We start from the raw sequence: 16691 nt of genomic DNA, 5'->3' as shown, positions 1-16691 counted from the left end.
GCCTATCAAGCGACAAAATCGTGCCACTCTACGCCATCGGGCTGATAAGTTGGCGGTAATCTGGTATGTTTCGCTAGCCTTTTCATAATTCTGTTACATAAATATTGTAGGCGGGCGATCAAATTGCCTACGCGCATTTGCGCGCCTAGTAAAAAAACGGCCGAGATCGGTCGCTAGCAGCAATAATAACGAGATCGTGTTTTATGGATGAAAACAAAGAGGCGGACGTGACTCCCCCCGGTTCTTCGCTTGCGCTGATGCCGTTACCCAAAAGGTATGGTTTGTTTGGCGTGCTCGCGCTTATGCAAATTTTGTTGGTTGCGAGGGTCGCTTGGCAAGCCGATTGGTCTTGGTTGCAGTTTTTTAATACCGCTGCGATTTCGGCTTTTTCTGTCGTGGTATTTTTTTTACTCTGGTACTCGGCGCTATCACAGCTGCGTTACCGCTGGACGGGGACGGTTACAAAAGCTGTGATTGCCATCTATGCGTTGCTGCTGGTTTACCACTGGTTGCGACTTGAGCCCTTATCTTTTTTGATCGTCTACAAAAACGGCGCCGACTTGTTGACCTGGGAGGCGGTAGATTACCTGCTTAGTAATGCTTCTGTTGTGGGGTGGGTCGCACTGCTGGCGGCCGTGTTTGTGGTGATCTGGCTGTTTCGGCGTTATGAGATGGTTGGCTCGCCTCTGCGGCACCCTGCTAAGGTGCCGGCCCTTATTGTCCTTTTACTTTTAAATATCGTTTCTGTGGCGGCCTTCTCGTCCTCTCGTAATGAGATTGTCGAATTCAGTGCCTCGGTGTACCGCTATTTTCAATATGATGACACGGACTGGAATGATCACGAACCTTATCCGTACTTAAAAAAATCGGACGGGGCGAATGATCATTTTGATGCCGATTTTGCCCCCAACGTGTTTGTGGTTATGCTGGAGTCGTTTAGCGCTGAGTATATTGATAAGGTCGAAAATGGGCAGCCGGTTACCCCGTTTTTTAATCGCTTAAAAGATGAAGGGTTATACGTAAATAACTTTTTTAGCGCCTCGGTCGAGACCAGTAAAGGCCAGTTTGCGACTCTGTGCTCTGTGTACCCCAGTTACCGCACCAATGTTTTTACCAGTTACCCTGATAACAATTTTCATTGCTTGTCACATATTCTGCAAGAGCGTGGCTATACCACGGTATTTATGAAGGCGTTTCACAGCTTGGGTTTTGAAAATACCGGAGATTTTGTGGCCGCTAATGGTTTTGAGTATGCCCACGGGATGGACGGCAAGTTTGTAACCCCGCAAGAGCGCAAGCAGTACAAGATAGGGTGGGGGATAAGAGATGATATTTTTTATCGCAAAACGTTCGACTACCTTGACTCGCTAGAGAAATCTAACAGAGATAATCCTAAGAAAAAGAGCCCGTTCTTTGTCACAACCATGAGCGTGACGAATCATATGATGTTTGATGATATACCACCTGAGCATCGGTATATCCACGCCAACCCGCAATCGCATCAAGATAATTATGCCAATTCGATGTACCTGACGGATCAGTATCTTAAGGTGTTTTTTGAGGAGTTGAATAAACGCGACTATTTAAAAAACAGCGTGGTTGTGGTGCTGGGAGACAACGGCTTTCCGATGGGCCAACACAACAATTACCACAATACCAAAACGGTGTATAACGAGCTTTTTAAAACACCTCTGCTCGTTTGGTGGCCGGGGCATGTTAAGCCCAAGGCTGTTACAAATACGGCCAGGTCGCAATTGGATGTGGCGCCGACCGTGACGGATTTACTTGATATTGATACCAATCATCACTTTGTGGGTGGCAGTGTCTTACGTGCACCGGCAGGCGACTATTTTGTGCCCTTGATTCAGCCCTTTGACGGGACGTATCTCGCATCACTGCGGTATCCCTATAAATACGTGAAGCATTTAAAAACGGGGAAAGAGTCTTTGTTTGATCTCCGCCAAGACCCGCAAGAGCGCACTGACTTGATGGCTGAACGAGAGTCGCCGGACACCCCGCTGCCTTGGGGTGTTCCCCTGGCGAGTTTGCGGCACGACGTTCAGGTGTTAAAGCGCAACGAGGCTTTGCTGAAAGAGGATCGCATTTACCCGTCTGGCGAGCGGGACAATGTCCGAGTGGTTTTTACGGCGAACCGTATTGGCGAGGGCCAACCGCTGATTTATCGGGTGTTAGGCGACACAGATGGCGTCTCGGTGGCGATCACCATTGAGCCTTATGTTAAAGCAAAAGGAACAACCTTTTTAGCGGATGTGTCGCGCTCTGATGCAGAGGTTTTTGCGGTTGCCGCCGAGCGCTTTGAGCCGGGCGTTAGCCGGGTGAGCTTTGAGGTTTATGTCGACGATGAGCTAAGTTCTACCACCTCGGGTGATGTTTTTGTCAGTACCGAGGAGGTTAGGTTATTGTCAGACTTGGGGGCACAAGGGCAGCAAGACTGGGGCTCGCTGCACACCAATCGCAGCGTGCGTGGTGGCCCGTTAAGAGTGGCGGGTAACTCTTATGGTTTTGGCCTGGGTACACACGCGAGCAGTGACTACCGCGTTAATTTAGATCGCGACTATGAGATGCTTTATATTGCTTTTGGTCTCGATGACGAATCCGCTTGTGGGAACGGTGCTAAGTTTAGAGTGTTTGCCGACGGAGAGGCTATTTACATCAGTGAGCGCATTAAAAGTGGTGAGTTTGATTCGGCACTGTTGAATGTTGCCGGCCATAGTCACTTGCGCCTGAGCACACGCAACTTGGGCAATGGCGCCTGCGATCATACTAACTGGATTAATCCAGTGCTGTTTCGTCAGAACCCAGCGGCCCTTTAGCGTGGCAGGTTTGAGTGCCTGAGGTTAAGGCTAACTTCGTCTCGCAGTGAGGTAAATACCCCAACCTCTTCGGCTAACTCGGGCCAGCGTTTGACGCTGTTAATGACCTCATCGATAACGGCGTTGGCTTGCTGTTCGCTAAAACGGGTAATCAGTGTAGCCACTTGCAACAGATCGTGGCGGGTAAAATGGTCGCGCTTACCGTTGATGGACATTTGATGGCTATTAACCCACGGGGAGCCTGGTTTGTAACTGTAAGCGATGTCGTAGCCGGGCGCCAAACGCCAGTTAAAGTCGTCATCGACAAAAAAGGCGGTGTTTTTTGTATGGTCATCGTGGTTGCGAGCAATCACATTAAATACCATGCGGCGATAAATTTGCTTTTGCTCAGGTATTGTCAGGTTCAGCTGCCGGGCGACCGTTAGTAGCTCTTCGTAACTGAAATAACCGGGCTGTTTATAATCGGCATGCGCCATCGCGCATAGTGTGAGCATGTGATATTTTTGGTTGTTCTCCCGGTCAAAGCGCTTGGTCATAAAGTGGCTGCGGCCATTCTCTGTCAGAATTTCGCTGGGGGCCATGTCTATGCCGCAGTTGCGCGCCATCTGGTAGTAGGCGTACTCCATTAAGCCGTAGCCTTTGGGGTCACCAAAAGTTTCCCGGTCAGCGTGGTGCTCGGCCACGCCATCAAATTTTAATAGGTAGTGCTCAAAGCCGTCTGGTGCATCTACTTGCCCGGATACAATGTGTGTTCGCGCTCTATTGATGGCGATTACCGCTTTGGGGCGGGCGCCGCCAGCTGAGGTACCCACTTGCAGTAGGTGTGTCATCGCGCCGCTGTTGTATGCGGTAACGTCTAGGTCATTGCGGGCATTTAGAACCTGCTGCGCCAGGGTGACCAGCTCTGAAAGCTGTAAGTTGTTGGCTTGGTTATTAAATGGGTTGATGGCGGTTTGGTACTCTAAGGCGCCCATACCCCGGGTGCCTGTGTAGAGTAATCGGTCGATGGCGCTGAACTGAGATTTGTCCAGCCCTTGGCGGGCCAGCCAGCTATTAATAAGGGCGTTGCCAAAGTCATCGGGAAGAGAGTCGGCAAAGGCGGCCGGCAGCCCTCGGAACGTGTTTGGCGAAAGCGCAGGAAACTGATACACCGCCGCTGTAAGCGGCATGTAAAGTGGAGCAATAGAGAACCCCTCTGCAAGCCATGAGCGCTCGTACTCAAACGTTGCATAAGGTGAGTCGTCGGTATAGGCGAGGGTGCCGACATCGACTCCCATAAACTGTACTTTGCAGGCATTGGCCACCATGTTTTTGCCTTCTCCTTTATTGGTCCCGGGTTTTTAAGCGCTGGCGAGCGGCGAGCCGTTCGCCGACTCCTGCAGAGGGCTCCCTGACGCCCGCTGCGCTAGACTGGGTTTGACGCCAGACATCGGTAGGTCGAACCGTGGGCTGGGGTATCAGCGAGTCTAGGTTTTCTAATAGGTTGAGTTGGCGTAATAGGGTCAGCAATACCATAACGCTGCAGCTGCCCTTTTTGAGGTTGCGGTAGGTTTTGGGGGTAATATCAATACGCGCAGCCATATCGGCCTGAGTAATTTGCAAGGCCTTGCGGCGCGCTTCAATGCGGGCAAACAATTGCTCGGCAATGACTTCGTCGGTCATGGCGGCGCTAATTTTTTTCATGGGTAATAATATACCTTATTTTAGCGATTAACAGGTTTAAGGGTATTATAGTACCTCTTTTGTGCAGAGTTTACATTTTGGATCTTATTTTACCCTTTTTGTTCATTTTAGGCTTTTATAGGTAATATTTTACCTTTTTTGGTGGGCGTTGTCTTTTGATACAAACTATTTGAGTTGAGAGTGTAGAAATAGCCGGCAAAGCTCTGGTGAGAGCCTTGTTGCCTGTAGGTGCGGCATCTATGATGGTTAAATGAATGTTGCAAATAATTTGGGCCACAAGGATTGCGCGCATGATCATGGTTCTACAGTCAGGAGTGACTCTGCGATGTTTGCTAATAGGTGGTTTAGTGGTGGCGCTTAGTGGGTTTACGGGCTGCAGCTCGGCGCCAGATCGTAGCGGTATTGCGAAGGGGTACGCCGGTGAGCCGCCCACTGACACTGACCTGGCTCGATGGGTGTCACAACTGCGTGACAATAGCACGGCTATAGAGGGGGACTCGGGTGTTCATTTGTTGGGCGCCGGTACCGAGGCCTATGCAGCGCGTTTGGCCTTGATTGCTGCGGCTGGCGAGAGTATTGATGTGCAATACTACTTGTTTCACCAAGATGCGACCGGGACAGTTCTAACGTGGTCTTTGTGGCAAGCGGCAGAGCGTGGCGTAAAAGTACGCTTGTTATTAGATGACCTGGAAAAGCGCCCCGACGATTTTCCTATTAATATACTCGATGCCCACCCCAACATTGAGGTACGGCTGTATAACCCGTTTTACCGTCGCAGTGGCCGTGCATTGCAAATGTTGGGGCAGTTTGCCCGGCTTAACCACCGCATGCACAATAAATCGCTAACCGCCGATAACCTTGCGACGGTAGTCGGCGGGCGCAATGTGGGCGATGAATACTTTGACGCTAACAAGCGAGTTAATTTTGGTGACCTCGATGTGCTTGCGGTAGGCCCTGTGGTGAGCGAAGTCTCCAGTGCATTTGATCGCTATTGGAACAGTGAGTTGGTGTATCCCTATCAAATGCTCACGAACAACGGTGGCGTAGAGCAAGGTGATAAAGCCCGAGCCCAGGCCCAAGTTGAGCAGAGTATTACGGCGTTGGAGGGTAGCCCTTATGCCGATGCATTGGTCGACTCGGAAATTGCTAAACACTTAAAAGATGCCAGCCTAAGCATGGCATGGGCGCCTATGGCCCTGTGGGTCGATAAGCCCGATTTGGTGGCCATGAATGCGCGCGAGAGCGGTGGTACTTTTGTGATCGACCGCTTGCTGACCTTGTTTGGCAATGCAGAGAAAGAGCTGTTTTTGGTGTCGCCTTACTTTGTGCCACGTAACATTGGTACCGAGCTGCTTACCGAGAAAGCTGAGGCTGGCGTTAAGGTGACCGTTGTTACCAATGCTTTGGCTGCGACCGATGTCGTCGCGGTACACAGCGGCTATGCTAAGCGGCGTAAAACATTGCTTAAGCATGGCGTTAATGCCTATGAGATTAAAGCCTCTCCCGATGTCGATCCAAAAGCATGGAGTATTGAATCCAACTCGAGTTTGCACGCAAAAACCTTTGTGATTGATCGGCGCTGGGTGTTTGTTGGCTCATTCAATCTCGATCCGCGCTCCGCTTGGCTCAACACCGAGATGGGTATTTTGATTGACTCGCCCAAGCTTGCCGAAACCATGCTGCACAACATGCAAGGGATGATCGATAAAGTGGCTTACAAGGTAGAGCTGGCTAATGACGACTTAGTCTGGATCGATACCTTTAATAAAAAGCGTTACGACACAGAGCCTAATGCTGGCTGGTGGCGGCGTTTTAGTGCTGGGTTTATGAGTTTTATGCCGGTGGAAGCGCAGCTATAACAAACAACTTAGCCGGCGTTGAGAGCGCCGGCTAAGTTATATTCACTTTACTTTTTACGCTTCTCGGGGCGGCGCCATTCGTCGCCCTGTTTGCAGAATGAGTAATCTCCCCGCGAGTGCGCGCCACTTTTATCGGTCAGTTCGATACCGGTGAGCCGGCAACGGTTGCCCTGCTCGTCAGTGCTGGTATTGAGTGGCGTTAAACGGGCGCTGTGTCCTTCGTATTGCCATTGTCTCGCTTCGCCATCCTGATTGTTGTTTAGCGTGTCGCTTAGAGTTGTACTTAGGCTGTCCCAATCGCTGCGGCTAAAGTTGCTGGCCGCTGTTTTGGTTACCACCCACTTGCCATTTTGTTGGCACACATCGGCGTGATAAAAGTCGCGGCGATTTTCGTCGTTGCGTAAATCGATAATGGCATTGCGACATTCGGTACCATTGTTGCGGTAGCTGTATTTGATCTTAACCCGGCCGCGTAAGTTTGATGTGTCAGACTGCCAATTGATGGTGCGTAAGTCGGGTGTGGTGTTTAGGGCTTCGCCAATACGCTCTTTAAACGACGACACCTCAGCGGCACTGAGCTCGCTGATAACACTGCGGTTCATAAATTGGAGGTTGGCGCCAAAGGCGGTGTTGCCTGCGAGCAACAGTGTCAAGCCTGCAATGAGACGGCGGTTGTTCATAGGTACTCCGAGACTAATCCTTGTAAGAAACAGGCGCGTAAGTAGTGAGCGTTTTGGCCATGCTACACTGACGCTGCCAAGCATTAGCTTATGATAGCGTGAACCCGCCGTGAGCGCAGTAAGTCACCGCAATAAAACCAGGATCGCCGGTATGGAGTTAACAATTTCATTTGTTTGGGGGTTGCTACAGCAGCTGCTGATTTGGGGGCACTTGCTGTTGGTTATCACCTTTTCGGTGCGGGTTATTATGCTGCGCCTACCGGTGGGCGTTTCACTCGCTTGGCTGTTGGTGTTGGTGCTGCTGCCCTACGTGGGGGTGGGGCTGTACCTATTGTTTGGCGAACGGTTTTTAGGGGTTAAGCGCTCGGCTCGCACCGCCCGCCTAAAGCAGGCGTATCTTCATGCGCGGCGCAACGGGCCCCATAATCACCCCGAGAGCTGGCGTGACAGTCACCCGGCGAGTCAGGCGTTAGCGCGCCTTGAGTATCATACCTCGGGCATCCCGCCACTGGGGGGCAACCGGGTTGGCTTTTTACAAGGCGCCGAGCACATTATCGATGCGCTGGTGGCGGATATCGACCGCGCCGAGCAGTTTTGTCACCTTGAGTTTTATATTTGGCAGTCGGGCGGTCTAATCGAGCGGGTGGTTGATGCCTTGCTGGCGGCGGCTGGGCGCGGCGTACTTTGCCGTATTATGCTTGATGCGGTGGGCAGCTCGGTATTTTTTTCATCGTCCGCTTTGCACCGTTTGCAAGTGCCCAACATCACCGTTGTAAAAGCGTGCCCCATTCGTTTTATGCCTTGGCAGTTGGCCCGCTACGATCTGCGCAACCACCGTAAAACCGTTATTATTGACAATAAAGTTGCCTATATGGGCAGCTTTAACTTGGTGGACCCAGCGCACTTTAAAGTTGACGCCGGTGTGGGCCAATGGATCGATATGATGGCGCGTATCGAGGGGCCGACTGTTCCGGTGTTTGACGGCGTGTTTCGCTGGTACTGGAACATTGAAACCGCAGATGAGCTGCCGCTGCTTGAGCGTGACATTGAGTCGGATGATTCGCCCGCCTTGTTGCAGGCTGCCCCCTCCGGGCCAGATGTGGCCAAAGAGAGTATCTTAAGCGCACTGCTGCAAGCCATTTACGCCGCGGTTGAATCTGTCGATATCGTTACGCCCTATTTTGTACCGGGCGAGGCACTCGAGCAGGCTTTAAAAATTGCTGCGCGGCGCGGTGTGAAAGTGCGATTAATTGTGCCGGAAAAAGTCGATTCGTTTCTGGTGCGCCATGCCAGTCACTCGTATTTTGCTGGCATGTTGGAGTCAGGGGTAGAGGTCTATACCTACAGTGCAGGGTTGCTGCATACCAAGGCGGTGGTGATCGACTCCGCCCTGGCTTTTTTTGGTACCGTCAATCTCGATTTGCGTTCGCTCTGGCTTAACTTTGAAATGACCATGATCATTTATGATCGCGCTACCGCCGCAGAGTTGGGTGGGTTTTTGGATGAGTACCGCGCGGATGCCGACGCTTTAAGCCTGAGTGTTTGGCGCCAGCGCAGCGCCATGTCACGATTTTTTGAAAACATTACCCACTTGTTTAGCCCGTTGATTTAACGGGCGGCTACCCACTCTTTTTAACAAACTCCGTCAAAATCACAATGCGGGTGCCGTTAACCCGGCCCTCGATGTGAGCGGGGTTGTCGGTGAGGGATATGCCTCTAACCGCCGTGCCGCGTTTGGCGACAAAGCTGGTACCTTTAACGTTTAAGTCTTTAATAATGGTGACGGTATCGCCGGCGGCGAGGATCGCGCCGTTGCTGTCTTTGTGCACCACCGCGTGCTCATCAGCCGTGGTAATGCCGGCCTCGGCCCAGGCGCGAATATCGTCTTCTAGGTAGGCCATATCCAACTGCTCTTGCGCCCAGGTTTCACTGCGCAGCTCGTGCAGCAGTCGATACGACAAAACCTGTGCGGCGGCGGTGGTGCTCCAAACGCTGGTGGTGAGGCAGCGCAAATGATTCACATCGGTGGGGGCGCCGGCCTGCTCGGTGCAGATGGCGCATAGCGCTAAGCGGTCGTCTTGGTCATCGCTATTAGGCAGATGATAGGTGGCAAGCGCCGCCTCAGCGTTGCACAGCTCACATTGGCCTGCGCAGCGCTGTTTAAGATCGTTATCCAGTGACATAGTAAAGCCTAAAGAGGTAAAGCCGCGCATTATGCCCGAGCGCGCGGCACTTGTCTTTTGCCTGGCGGTTGGTTTGCTAGCTAAACGCTGCGGCGAACGTGTCGTGGCCATTGACTAACGGGTAGATTCTGCCGAGTGTGGATTTGTGATCCAGGCAATAAGCTAAAGCGCCGGCGACGTCCTCACGGGTGATAATTTGTGCGTCTTTATCGTTTGGCATCTCGGTGCTAAGCAGGCCGGTGGCGGGCTCGTTGGTCAGCCGGCCGGGGCGCACAATGGTGTAGGGCACATGGCTGCGCAGTAAATGGTCGTCGGCGATTTTTTTGCACACCGAGTAGTGCTTAATGGCGGCCGGGCCATTGTTTGGGTCCTCGGCGCCGCGCGAGCTGACCATCACAAATTGTTTGATGTTGTGCTTTTGGGCTAAGTCGACTGCGCGCATCGCGCTCCACATGTCCACTAAAATCGTTTTATCGGCACCGGTGCTGGCGCCTGAACCGGCGCTAAATACGATCTTGTCACAGCCTTTTATTGCGTGCTCAAAGTCCTCTTCTAGGTTGGCGACCACCACCTCCGCCCCCAGCGCCTCAAGAGCTGGCGCTGCACTGCGCACCATGGCTCGTGGCCGCTCGCCGCGCTCGCACAGCAGTTTGACTAAGGTTTGGCCGATCTGGCCGTTGGCGCCAATAATTAGAGTCGTCATAGGAGCTCCTAGGTGGGGAATAACATCATTTGCTGGTATGGTAACGCGCTCAGCTAGCGGGCGCGAGCCGCCCTTAGCGTACCCCATTAATTGATTCGACAGAGGTGATGTATGTCTAACACAGTAGTAATTACCGGCGCTAATCGCGGTATTGGTTTGTCGTTTGCGCAGTTATACTTAGCGCGCGGTTATACCGTGTACGCGGCTTGTCGCAGCGCATCGGCCGAGCTGAGTGGTAGTGGGGCAAAGGTGATAGAAGGCGTTGATGTTGGCACTGATGCCGGAGTCAAAAAATTAGATGATGCGCTGCAGGGCGTAAGCATTGATTTGCTGATTAACAACGCGGGCATTTTGCACAATGAGAGCTTAGGGCAGCTTAATCTCGATACCATTCGCGCCCAGTTTGAAACCAATACGCTGGCACCACTGCGGATCACCGATAAGCTTTCCGACCGTTTAGCGGATAATGCCAAAGTTGCGTTAATTACCAGTCGTATGGGTTCTATTACCGATAACACCAGCGGTGGACGCTACGGTTACCGTATGTCCAAGGCCGCCTTAAATGCGGCAGGTATGTCGCTGGCGTGCGATTTAAAACCGCGCGGCATTGCAGTGGCAATTTTGCATCCGGGTTTGGTGGGTACCGAGATGATTGGTGGCCATGGTGATATTACTCCGGATCAGGCGGCCGAGCGTTTAGTGGCGCGTATCGATGAGTTAAATCTGGATAACAGTGGCACCTTTTGGCACTCCAATGGGCAGCAGTTGCCTTGGTAAGTGATAAGCCCACACACGCGGTAGGGCTGGGCGATCCGAACTATCGCTTGGCGTTTTGTGTGGCCAATCGTCCGGCGCTGGACCACTACCCAGCGCTCGATCATATGGCGCCCTTGGTGACGGGCGAGCTACAACATATTGTGGCCAATACCAGCAACCACTGGCGTAAACTTTTTAGTGTTTACGCCAAGTTTTTGTACGCGTTAGGGGGGCAGCCGGATTGGCCCGAGCGCTGGCAGGATTACCGCGATCATCGTTTGTTGCACGCCGGTAGTGAGGTGGCTTTACTGTTTAGCGAACCGGACGTTACCCGCAACGCGGTGCATATTGTGGCCGGTAAAACCTACGCCGCCGAGTTGGGGCTTAAAGGTCTAACCTGGCTCGATAGCTACTTTGCTATCGACCTAGAGCATCGTTTATTGGTGTCGCCTTATCTGGATTACCGGCAGTTATCCAACGAGAAAATTGCTATACTGGTGTCGCTTATTCACCAGCACCGGTTGCTCAATAACGCTGATTAACGAGCGGCGTCTTCTTAAACTCTTATTCAATTCATCATGTCGTGGGACCTAACGAATGAACGTAATGCTGTTGACCTTTGGGCCTAATACCAAAAACCACTATCAAGCATGCTTTGCGATTTTGACTATTTTAAAGGCTCAGCTTAAACCCGCGATTACGGTCTACACCGATGTGCCGGAGTATTATGCAAGCTTTGGCGACAGTATTCATATCGAATACACTTCGCCTGAGCGGCTGCAGCAGTGGCGCGGCGAGCAAGACTTTTTTTGGCGTATAAAATGTAAAGCTGTGCAGGACATGGTGCAGCGTCACCCCGGCGAGCACTTAATGTATGTCGACTCGGATACATTTTTAGCCTCTGAGTTGGACGGTATCGTGCAACAGCTGGATCGTGGTGTGTGTTTAATGCACGAGCGTGAAGGGCGCTTGTCTGAGTTTAGCAGTAAAACTGAGTCGGCCATGTGGCAGGCGCTGCGCGGTGGTTGCTACAACGAGGTTTCAGTCAATGAGAGCACCGCTATGTGGAATGCGGGCGTTATTGCGATTCCGGGTCAAATAAGCCAACAGGTGGCGGATCATGCCGTGCATTTGTGCGACAGTTTGTGCGCCACCCAAGCACCTTGGCGGCTGCTAGAGCAGTTTGCATTTTCACTGGCGCTAGCGCAGAAAGGCCCGCTGGAGCCAGCGGCTAGCTGGATTGGGCATTACTGGGGTAATAAAGATGACTGGAATGCAGCCATTGCTGAGTTCTATTTGACCTCAAAGCTCAAGGCACACACGTTAGAACAAGATCTGCAAGCGCTGGATGGATTTGATTACTCGACTATAGCGCTGCGCCGTAAAACGAAATCGTCAAAAAAACGCTTGGTCCGTTGGTTGAACCAACTAATGCCAGATAAAAAACTACAGTTTTTCTCACCCTAAAACCAAGCTTTTATTTCATGCGCTTTAGGTGCTTGCGCGTTATTATTAGCGTTCTTTTTTCTGTGCCTCTGTTGCGGTTAGCTCCCGCATTAGCGCATTTAAAGTAGTCGAGTGAAACTCGCGCCGGTAAAGTACAAAGACGACTGCGCCCACCGCCGCAATAAAAAAATACGTATTAAAAAACCATGGCAAGATGGCCAGTGAAAAGTAATAGGCACGCAGTCCGTAGTTATAGCTATGGCCCGCCTGATCGATAATTTTTGCAGTGCTTACGGCGTAGCTGCGGCGCTCGTCTTCTGATATGTCTGCATCGTGAGCCGGCGCCGCACCCAATAAAATCGAGCAAAAACCATACTGGCGCATGGCCCAAGTCAGAGTGAAAAAGGCATACACGTAAATGACCAGCAGCAATATAATTTTAAGCTGTAACTGATGGGCCGACATGGCCTCGTTGGCAAATGGCAGAGCGGTGATGGTGATATAGACCTTGTCGATCGAGGCCATAATCGTCACGAAGCCCGCGATAATCAAAATAGAGGTCGACGCCAAGAAAGACACATTGCGCTCTAAACTGGCAATCAGCGCGGTGTCGGCAATACGGTTTTCCCGGCTCAACATCTCAATCATCCAGTTTTTGCGGTACACGTGCAGCACCGAAGCCAGGCAGTGATCGGTGCGGGCGCGCTTGCGCGCAAAGCGGGCGTAACCGGCCCAGCAGATAAGCAGCCAAAAAGCGGCGCCGATGTTTAGATAATCGTGAGGGGTCAACTAACGCTCCTTAAGTGATGCGGTACATCATCTAGTCGATATCCCGTATCTTACTACAGACCAAATGTTATTTTTGCTTTGTATCAAAATTTGACGAGCCAATCGGGAGTGCGTTGGCGGCAACCCTTCGCTAGTATGGGGGTAAGCAAGCCCTTTGGCGGGATAACGCTATGACACATACAACGGCATCCGATCATACCGAGCAATTTGAAGCCCGCTGGCGCCAAGTGCTTGAGCGCGATAAGCGAGCCGACCACGAGTTTGTGTTTGCGGTGCGCACGACCGGCATCTATTGTCGGCCTAGCTGCCCGGCCCGGCGCCCCAAGCGTGAGAATGTTGCCTTCTATACTGACGCACTGGCCGCTGAGGCGGCAGGCTTTAGGACCTGCAAACGCTGCCTGCCCAGGCAGGCGATCACTCCTGGCGATCAAGCTATCGCGGGTGTTTGTCGGGCCTTGCAACAAGCGGTTATTAGCGCCGAGCGCCCCCCGACGGCGGAGCAGCTTGCGGTTGTGGTGAAGCTTAGCGCGTCTCGGTTGCACACATTGTTTAAAGCCGCTGTCGGAATGACGATCAATCAATATACGCAAGCATTACGCAGCGCTCAGGTGCGCGCTGCTCTGGATAAAGGCGCATCGATAACCGACGCGATCTTTGCCGCAGGTTACAGCTCGACCGGACACTTTTATAGGCGTGCCGAACGCGAACTAGGTATGCCGGCGCGCCGTTATCAAAACAAAGGGCAAGCAATGACTATTGAATACACTATTGCCACGTGCGAGCTGGGCCAGTTGTTAGTGGCACGCAGTGAGCGTGGTATTTGCGCTATTGCGCTGGGCGATAGTGGCGATGAGTTGATCGCCGACTTACTCGAACGCTTTTCTAATGCTCAAAAAATTATGCCGAGCGATGATTTCGCCGAGCAAATACAGCAGGTTATTAGCCATATCGAGCAGCCCGGCGCAGCCTCGCTTAACCTGCCGCTGGATATACGCGGCACCGCGTTTCAGCGCCGGGTATGGCAAGCTTTGCAAAATATTAAGCCGGGGCAAACCATTAGCTACCGCGAGCTGGCGGAGCAAATTGGCGCGCCCACCGCGGCACGCGCCGTGGCCAATGCCTGCGGCGCCAACACCTTGGCGGTGTTGGTGCCGTGTCACCGCGTAGTGCGCGGCGATGGTAGCTTGTCCGGCTATCGCTGGGGTGTTGAGCGTAAGCGTGAGCTGCTTAAACGCGAAAAGATGAAATAGTATTGAGCGTACATCGATAAATTGAAGGGGAGCAGCGCTTCCCTAGCTGAAGGCCGTGAGCGCCGTCGATAACCGAGCGGCGAACCTGACGCCGCCCGTGTTTTTTAGAGCGGTAAATTGGACTGAATAAAAGCGTACCTTTGAGGTACGCTTTTAACTTTAAGGGCCTAAAGGCTATAGTGCCTAGCGCTCAAGCCAAGGCGTATTGATATCAGCTTGGCCTCTCGGTAAGTCGCGTCCGGCTCCGATGTTGCTTACTACCACCTTGAATGCAATGTCTTCGCCTAGATAGTCGTAACACCGGGCTTTATGTTCAGCTTGATAATGTTTTCACAGACCTTTCATGGCCGCGCGTGCCCATTTGAGTGCTCCACTGCTTGTCCATACTGGCAGGGTGGCTTGGCGGTACAGCCAGGCCTCGTCTTCACCGCCGAGCGTGAAGCCAAAAGGCGACATTTCTGGTTGTTTGGCTTTGGCCTTAAGTAGCATCTTGAGCGCGGTTTGGTGGCGCTCGGCCGCTGTCGTTAGCGCCAGCTTGGCCTCCTTGGGCCGGTTTAGCATGTACAGTGCCAGGATGCGGTTTAATGGCATATGGCATGCCGCTTCATCCGGGTATTGCTCGGCAAGTTGTAGCACTTTTTGCGGTTGGTTGCGGCGCAGGTAGGCAGCCGCTAAGTCCCAGCGCACGCCTTGGTTATCGTTGGGGTTGAGCTCCAGCAGCAGCTCGGCGTAAGCGCAGGCGCGCTCCAGCTCATTGTGCGCAAAGTAGTCTTCGGCTATTAAATGAATCAGGCTTAGAAACGGGCGGTTTTCCAAAAAGCCCCAGGGCAGTTCCTGCGCTGGCGGTTTTACGTTGAGCGTCAGCTTGATCAGCGCTTCGCTGCGCTGGATAAGCGGCTCGTAAAGCATTTGATTCAGGTCGGGATCATCGCCGCCAGCCAGAAGGTTGAGCAAGTCGCTTATAACCATGGCACTGTGCCAGAGCTCTTTTTGGCGCAGCAGTAGTGGCGCCCAGTCGTCTAAGCACTCCCAGGGTGAAAGCTCGTGCCACAGCTCGGTGGCTGCTCCCCATTTGTCTTCAGCCTGGGCGAGCTTAGGCGGGCTTTGTAGTACGGCCACATCGCCGTGATCTTCAAGGATGTACATGGCTTTTGGCGCGGGCGCGTCGTGCAGCGCCTGCACCAGCTCCATCAATAGAGCGGCTTGTGCCTCAGGGGCATCATGCGCCACCGACCGGAGTGCTCCTACGGGGTCTGAGGTGCAGTGCGTGAGTAGCTCTAGCAACTCCGGATGACCAAAACCTTTGCGTTGCAGGCGAGCCAGCCAAAATTGTGCCCTCGCACGGGCTTGCTCTGTTTCGTTGTTGGCACACAGCAGTGTCAACTCCAGTATCGCCAGCGCTGGCGAATCGGGTGCGACTCGCTGAGCCTGTTTAAACGCCGCCCAAGCGCCGGCGGTATCACCCTCGTCCATCAGCATAGAGGCCTTGCGCTGCCAAGCATCGGCCTGCAGGTTCGAGTCCTTGGCTTGACAGCCCCGCTCAAGCAGTTGTTGGCGCTTGCGGGGTTTGTGCACAATCAAATACACATCCATCATGGGGTCAAACAAGGGCTGATGGCGTCGCGTGAGCGGCCCATTGCCTTTAAACCAAGGCTCTAACAGCGCTAAAGCGCGTCGTTCATCGCCTTCGCTCAACCATTGCATCGCCGTATCTGCCAGCGCCTCGGTGTCTATCCGACTGTGTGGCAACTCGCCCATCGCCTTTTGCGGGTAGCTATCAAGCACATGGCGGAGCATATTGTAATCCTCCAGCATGGGTATATTTTCCATTCGCTCGCAGCACTGTTTGTACTTGCGGCCCGAGCCGCACAGGCAGGGCTCGTTGCGCTTGGGTTTAGGGATGGGGCAGGGCCTGAAATCGTTCGCAGGCAGCGGGGTAATATTGTAAAGCTGTACCCCCATTAAACGGAAAAATTCACTGGGGGAGCCGCTTTGCGGGTTTATGCCTGCGCTCATGGTTGGCGCCAATACGGGGCCGGCCTCGGCCATCCAATCCAAAAAGGGCTGGGGCTCGGGCGATTCCGCCAGCTTGCGACCGGCGATAGAAAGAATCAGAGGCAGTTCGTTGTTGGTTTCCGATGTTTGGTTATGCATGAGTGTGTCGGTGCTGTAGTTAAACTTGTCTTACCTTAACGGTTTGCAGCGCGTTAATAAAGCCGGCTAAGCAAGTGCTTTTTTGGCATTGAAAACCATGTTTCTCACTTTGTACGAATGGTGGTTTGGCGCTTACTTCTGGGCTATTGCCACATACGCTGCCGGCCGTTTATGGTTGCTGGGAGGTATATCCAGTCATTTGGGCCTACAAGCCTAAAGGTTAAATTCTGTTTTCTTGGAGTGTGCCGGTCAATTCACAAGCGCCTCCGTTTTATAGACAGCCCATAAATAGATATTTAGCTTTTTCAGTGTACCGACAGGCGCTAGTCTGCCGAGGTGGTCATGACCTCGTTT

General features: G+C 52.7%; 14 protein-coding genes. 7 read left to right on the top strand and 7 right to left on the bottom strand.

The genetic code is table 11. The features are described from left to right. The first annotated feature begins 203 nt into the window (after window positions 1-203). Complete coding sequence (locus ACGHAD_RS14645; RefSeq protein ID WP_382417819.1) at window positions 204-2834, top strand: sulfatase-like hydrolase/transferase; 2631 nt, start codon at window positions 204-206, stop codon at window positions 2832-2834. On the opposite strand, the gene ACGHAD_RS14640 is transcribed toward ACGHAD_RS14645, so the two are convergent. Beyond that, window positions 2831-4141, bottom strand: coding sequence for a type II toxin-antitoxin system HipA family toxin (locus tag ACGHAD_RS14640; protein ID WP_382417821.1), 1311 nt, complete (start codon window positions 4139-4141; stop codon window positions 2831-2833). The two genes, ACGHAD_RS14645 and ACGHAD_RS14640, sit on opposite strands and share 4 nt — an antisense overlap. Window positions 4142-4157: 16 nt before the next feature. Then, window positions 4158-4517, bottom strand: a complete 360-nt coding sequence (locus ACGHAD_RS14635; protein ID WP_382417823.1) for a helix-turn-helix domain-containing protein — start codon at window positions 4515-4517, stop codon at window positions 4158-4160. 290 nt (window positions 4518-4807) lie between these two features. Here ACGHAD_RS14635 and ACGHAD_RS14630 point away from each other — a divergent pair, with 290 nt between their 5' ends. Further along, entirely contained in the window at window positions 4808-6376 is a 1569-nt protein-coding gene (locus tag ACGHAD_RS14630; RefSeq protein ID WP_382417825.1) for a phospholipase D family protein, read from the top strand. A 47-nt stretch (window positions 6377-6423) separates the two neighbouring features. Here ACGHAD_RS14630 and ACGHAD_RS14625 read toward each other — a convergent pair whose 3' ends face one another. Continuing rightward, entirely contained in the window at window positions 6424-7056 is a 633-nt protein-coding gene (locus ACGHAD_RS14625; RefSeq protein WP_382417827.1) for a hypothetical protein, read from the bottom strand. Window positions 7057-7207: 151 nt separating this feature from the next. On the opposite strand from ACGHAD_RS14625, the gene cls reads away from it, so the two are divergent. Next, window positions 7208-8668 carry a cardiolipin synthase gene (cls, locus tag ACGHAD_RS14620; protein WP_339615718.1) on the top strand — a complete coding sequence of 487 codons (1461 nt, stop codon included), beginning with the start codon at window positions 7208-7210 and terminating at the stop codon, window positions 8666-8668. A 7-nt stretch (window positions 8669-8675) separates the two neighbouring features. Here cls and ACGHAD_RS14615 read toward each other — a convergent pair whose 3' ends face one another. Together ACGHAD_RS14615 and ACGHAD_RS14610 are read right to left on the bottom strand one after the other, a co-directional pair. Then, on the bottom strand, window positions 8676-9239 hold the full coding sequence (locus ACGHAD_RS14615; protein WP_382417829.1) for a PhnA domain-containing protein: 564 nt from the start codon (window positions 9237-9239) through the stop codon (window positions 8676-8678). Between the two features lie 76 nt (window positions 9240-9315). Then, window positions 9316-9942: an SDR family oxidoreductase gene (locus tag ACGHAD_RS14610; protein WP_339615720.1), complete on the bottom strand. Its 627-nt coding sequence runs from the start codon at window positions 9940-9942 to the stop codon at window positions 9316-9318. Window positions 9943-10053: 111 nt separating this feature from the next. Between ACGHAD_RS14610 and ACGHAD_RS14605 the strand changes: the two genes are divergently transcribed. Genes ACGHAD_RS14605 through ACGHAD_RS14595 form a run of 3 tightly spaced genes read left to right on the top strand, consistent with a single transcriptional unit; the run spans window position 10054 to window position 12165 of the window. Next, window positions 10054-10719, top strand: a complete 666-nt coding sequence (locus tag ACGHAD_RS14605) for an SDR family oxidoreductase (RefSeq protein WP_382417831.1) — start codon at window positions 10054-10056, stop codon at window positions 10717-10719. Further along, window positions 10713-11240: a DUF6942 family protein gene (locus ACGHAD_RS14600; protein WP_382417833.1), complete on the top strand. Its 528-nt coding sequence runs from the start codon at window positions 10713-10715 to the stop codon at window positions 11238-11240. The genes ACGHAD_RS14605 and ACGHAD_RS14600 overlap by 7 nt, the downstream gene beginning before the upstream one ends. A 55-nt stretch (window positions 11241-11295) precedes the next feature. Beyond that, the gene (locus ACGHAD_RS14595; protein WP_382417835.1) at window positions 11296-12165 is read left to right on the top strand and encodes a hypothetical protein; all 870 of its coding nucleotides are present in this window, start codon (window positions 11296-11298) and stop codon (window positions 12163-12165) included. Window positions 12166-12210: 45 nt separating this feature from the next. Here the strand turns inward: ACGHAD_RS14595 and ACGHAD_RS14590 are convergent, their stop codons facing one another. After that, the gene (locus tag ACGHAD_RS14590) at window positions 12211-12933 is read right to left on the bottom strand and encodes a DUF599 domain-containing protein (RefSeq protein WP_382417837.1); all 723 of its coding nucleotides are present in this window, start codon (window positions 12931-12933) and stop codon (window positions 12211-12213) included. Window positions 12934-13103: 170 nt separating this feature from the next. On the opposite strand from ACGHAD_RS14590, the gene ada reads away from it, so the two are divergent. Continuing rightward, window positions 13104-14183: a bifunctional DNA-binding transcriptional regulator/O6-methylguanine-DNA methyltransferase Ada gene (ada, locus tag ACGHAD_RS14585; protein WP_382417839.1), complete on the top strand. Its 1080-nt coding sequence runs from the start codon at window positions 13104-13106 to the stop codon at window positions 14181-14183. Between the two features lie 330 nt (window positions 14184-14513). Here ada and ACGHAD_RS14580 read toward each other — a convergent pair whose 3' ends face one another. Next, window positions 14514-16337, bottom strand: coding sequence for an SEC-C metal-binding domain-containing protein (locus tag ACGHAD_RS14580; RefSeq protein ID WP_382417841.1), 1824 nt, complete (start codon window positions 16335-16337; stop codon window positions 14514-14516). Window positions 16338-16691 lie beyond the last annotated feature (354 nt).

Origin of the sequence: Gilvimarinus japonicus, assembly GCF_042847215.1 — a bacterium.
Classification (GTDB): Bacteria; Pseudomonadota; Gammaproteobacteria; order Pseudomonadales; family Cellvibrionaceae; genus Gilvimarinus; species Gilvimarinus japonicus.
This window is presented reverse-complemented; position numbering and strand designations above follow the sequence as displayed.

Coding starts and splice junctions, on each gene's coding strand:
- ACGHAD_RS14645 (WP_382417819.1), top strand. CDS start 204: ATGGATGAAAACAAAGAGGCGGACGTGACTCCCCCCGGTTCTTCGCTT.
- ACGHAD_RS14640 (WP_382417821.1), bottom strand. CDS start 4,141: ATGGTGGCCAATGCCTGCAAAGTACAGTTTATGGGAGTCGATGTCGGC.
- ACGHAD_RS14635 (WP_382417823.1), bottom strand. CDS start 4,517: ATGAAAAAAATTAGCGCCGCCATGACCGACGAAGTCATTGCCGAGCAA.
- ACGHAD_RS14630 (WP_382417825.1), top strand. CDS start 4,808: ATGATCATGGTTCTACAGTCAGGAGTGACTCTGCGATGTTTGCTAATA.
- ACGHAD_RS14625 (WP_382417827.1), bottom strand. CDS start 7,056: ATGAACAACCGCCGTCTCATTGCAGGCTTGACACTGTTGCTCGCAGGC.
- cls (WP_339615718.1), top strand. CDS start 7,208: ATGGAGTTAACAATTTCATTTGTTTGGGGGTTGCTACAGCAGCTGCTG.
- ACGHAD_RS14615 (WP_382417829.1), bottom strand. CDS start 9,239: ATGTCACTGGATAACGATCTTAAACAGCGCTGCGCAGGCCAATGTGAG.
- ACGHAD_RS14610 (WP_339615720.1), bottom strand. CDS start 9,942: ATGACGACTCTAATTATTGGCGCCAACGGCCAGATCGGCCAAACCTTA.
- ACGHAD_RS14605 (WP_382417831.1), top strand. CDS start 10,054: ATGTCTAACACAGTAGTAATTACCGGCGCTAATCGCGGTATTGGTTTG.
- ACGHAD_RS14595 (WP_382417835.1), top strand. CDS start 11,296: ATGAACGTAATGCTGTTGACCTTTGGGCCTAATACCAAAAACCACTAT.
- ada (WP_382417839.1), top strand. CDS start 13,104: ATGACACATACAACGGCATCCGATCATACCGAGCAATTTGAAGCCCGC.
- ACGHAD_RS14580 (WP_382417841.1), bottom strand. CDS start 16,337: ATGCATAACCAAACATCGGAAACCAACAACGAACTGCCTCTGATTCTT.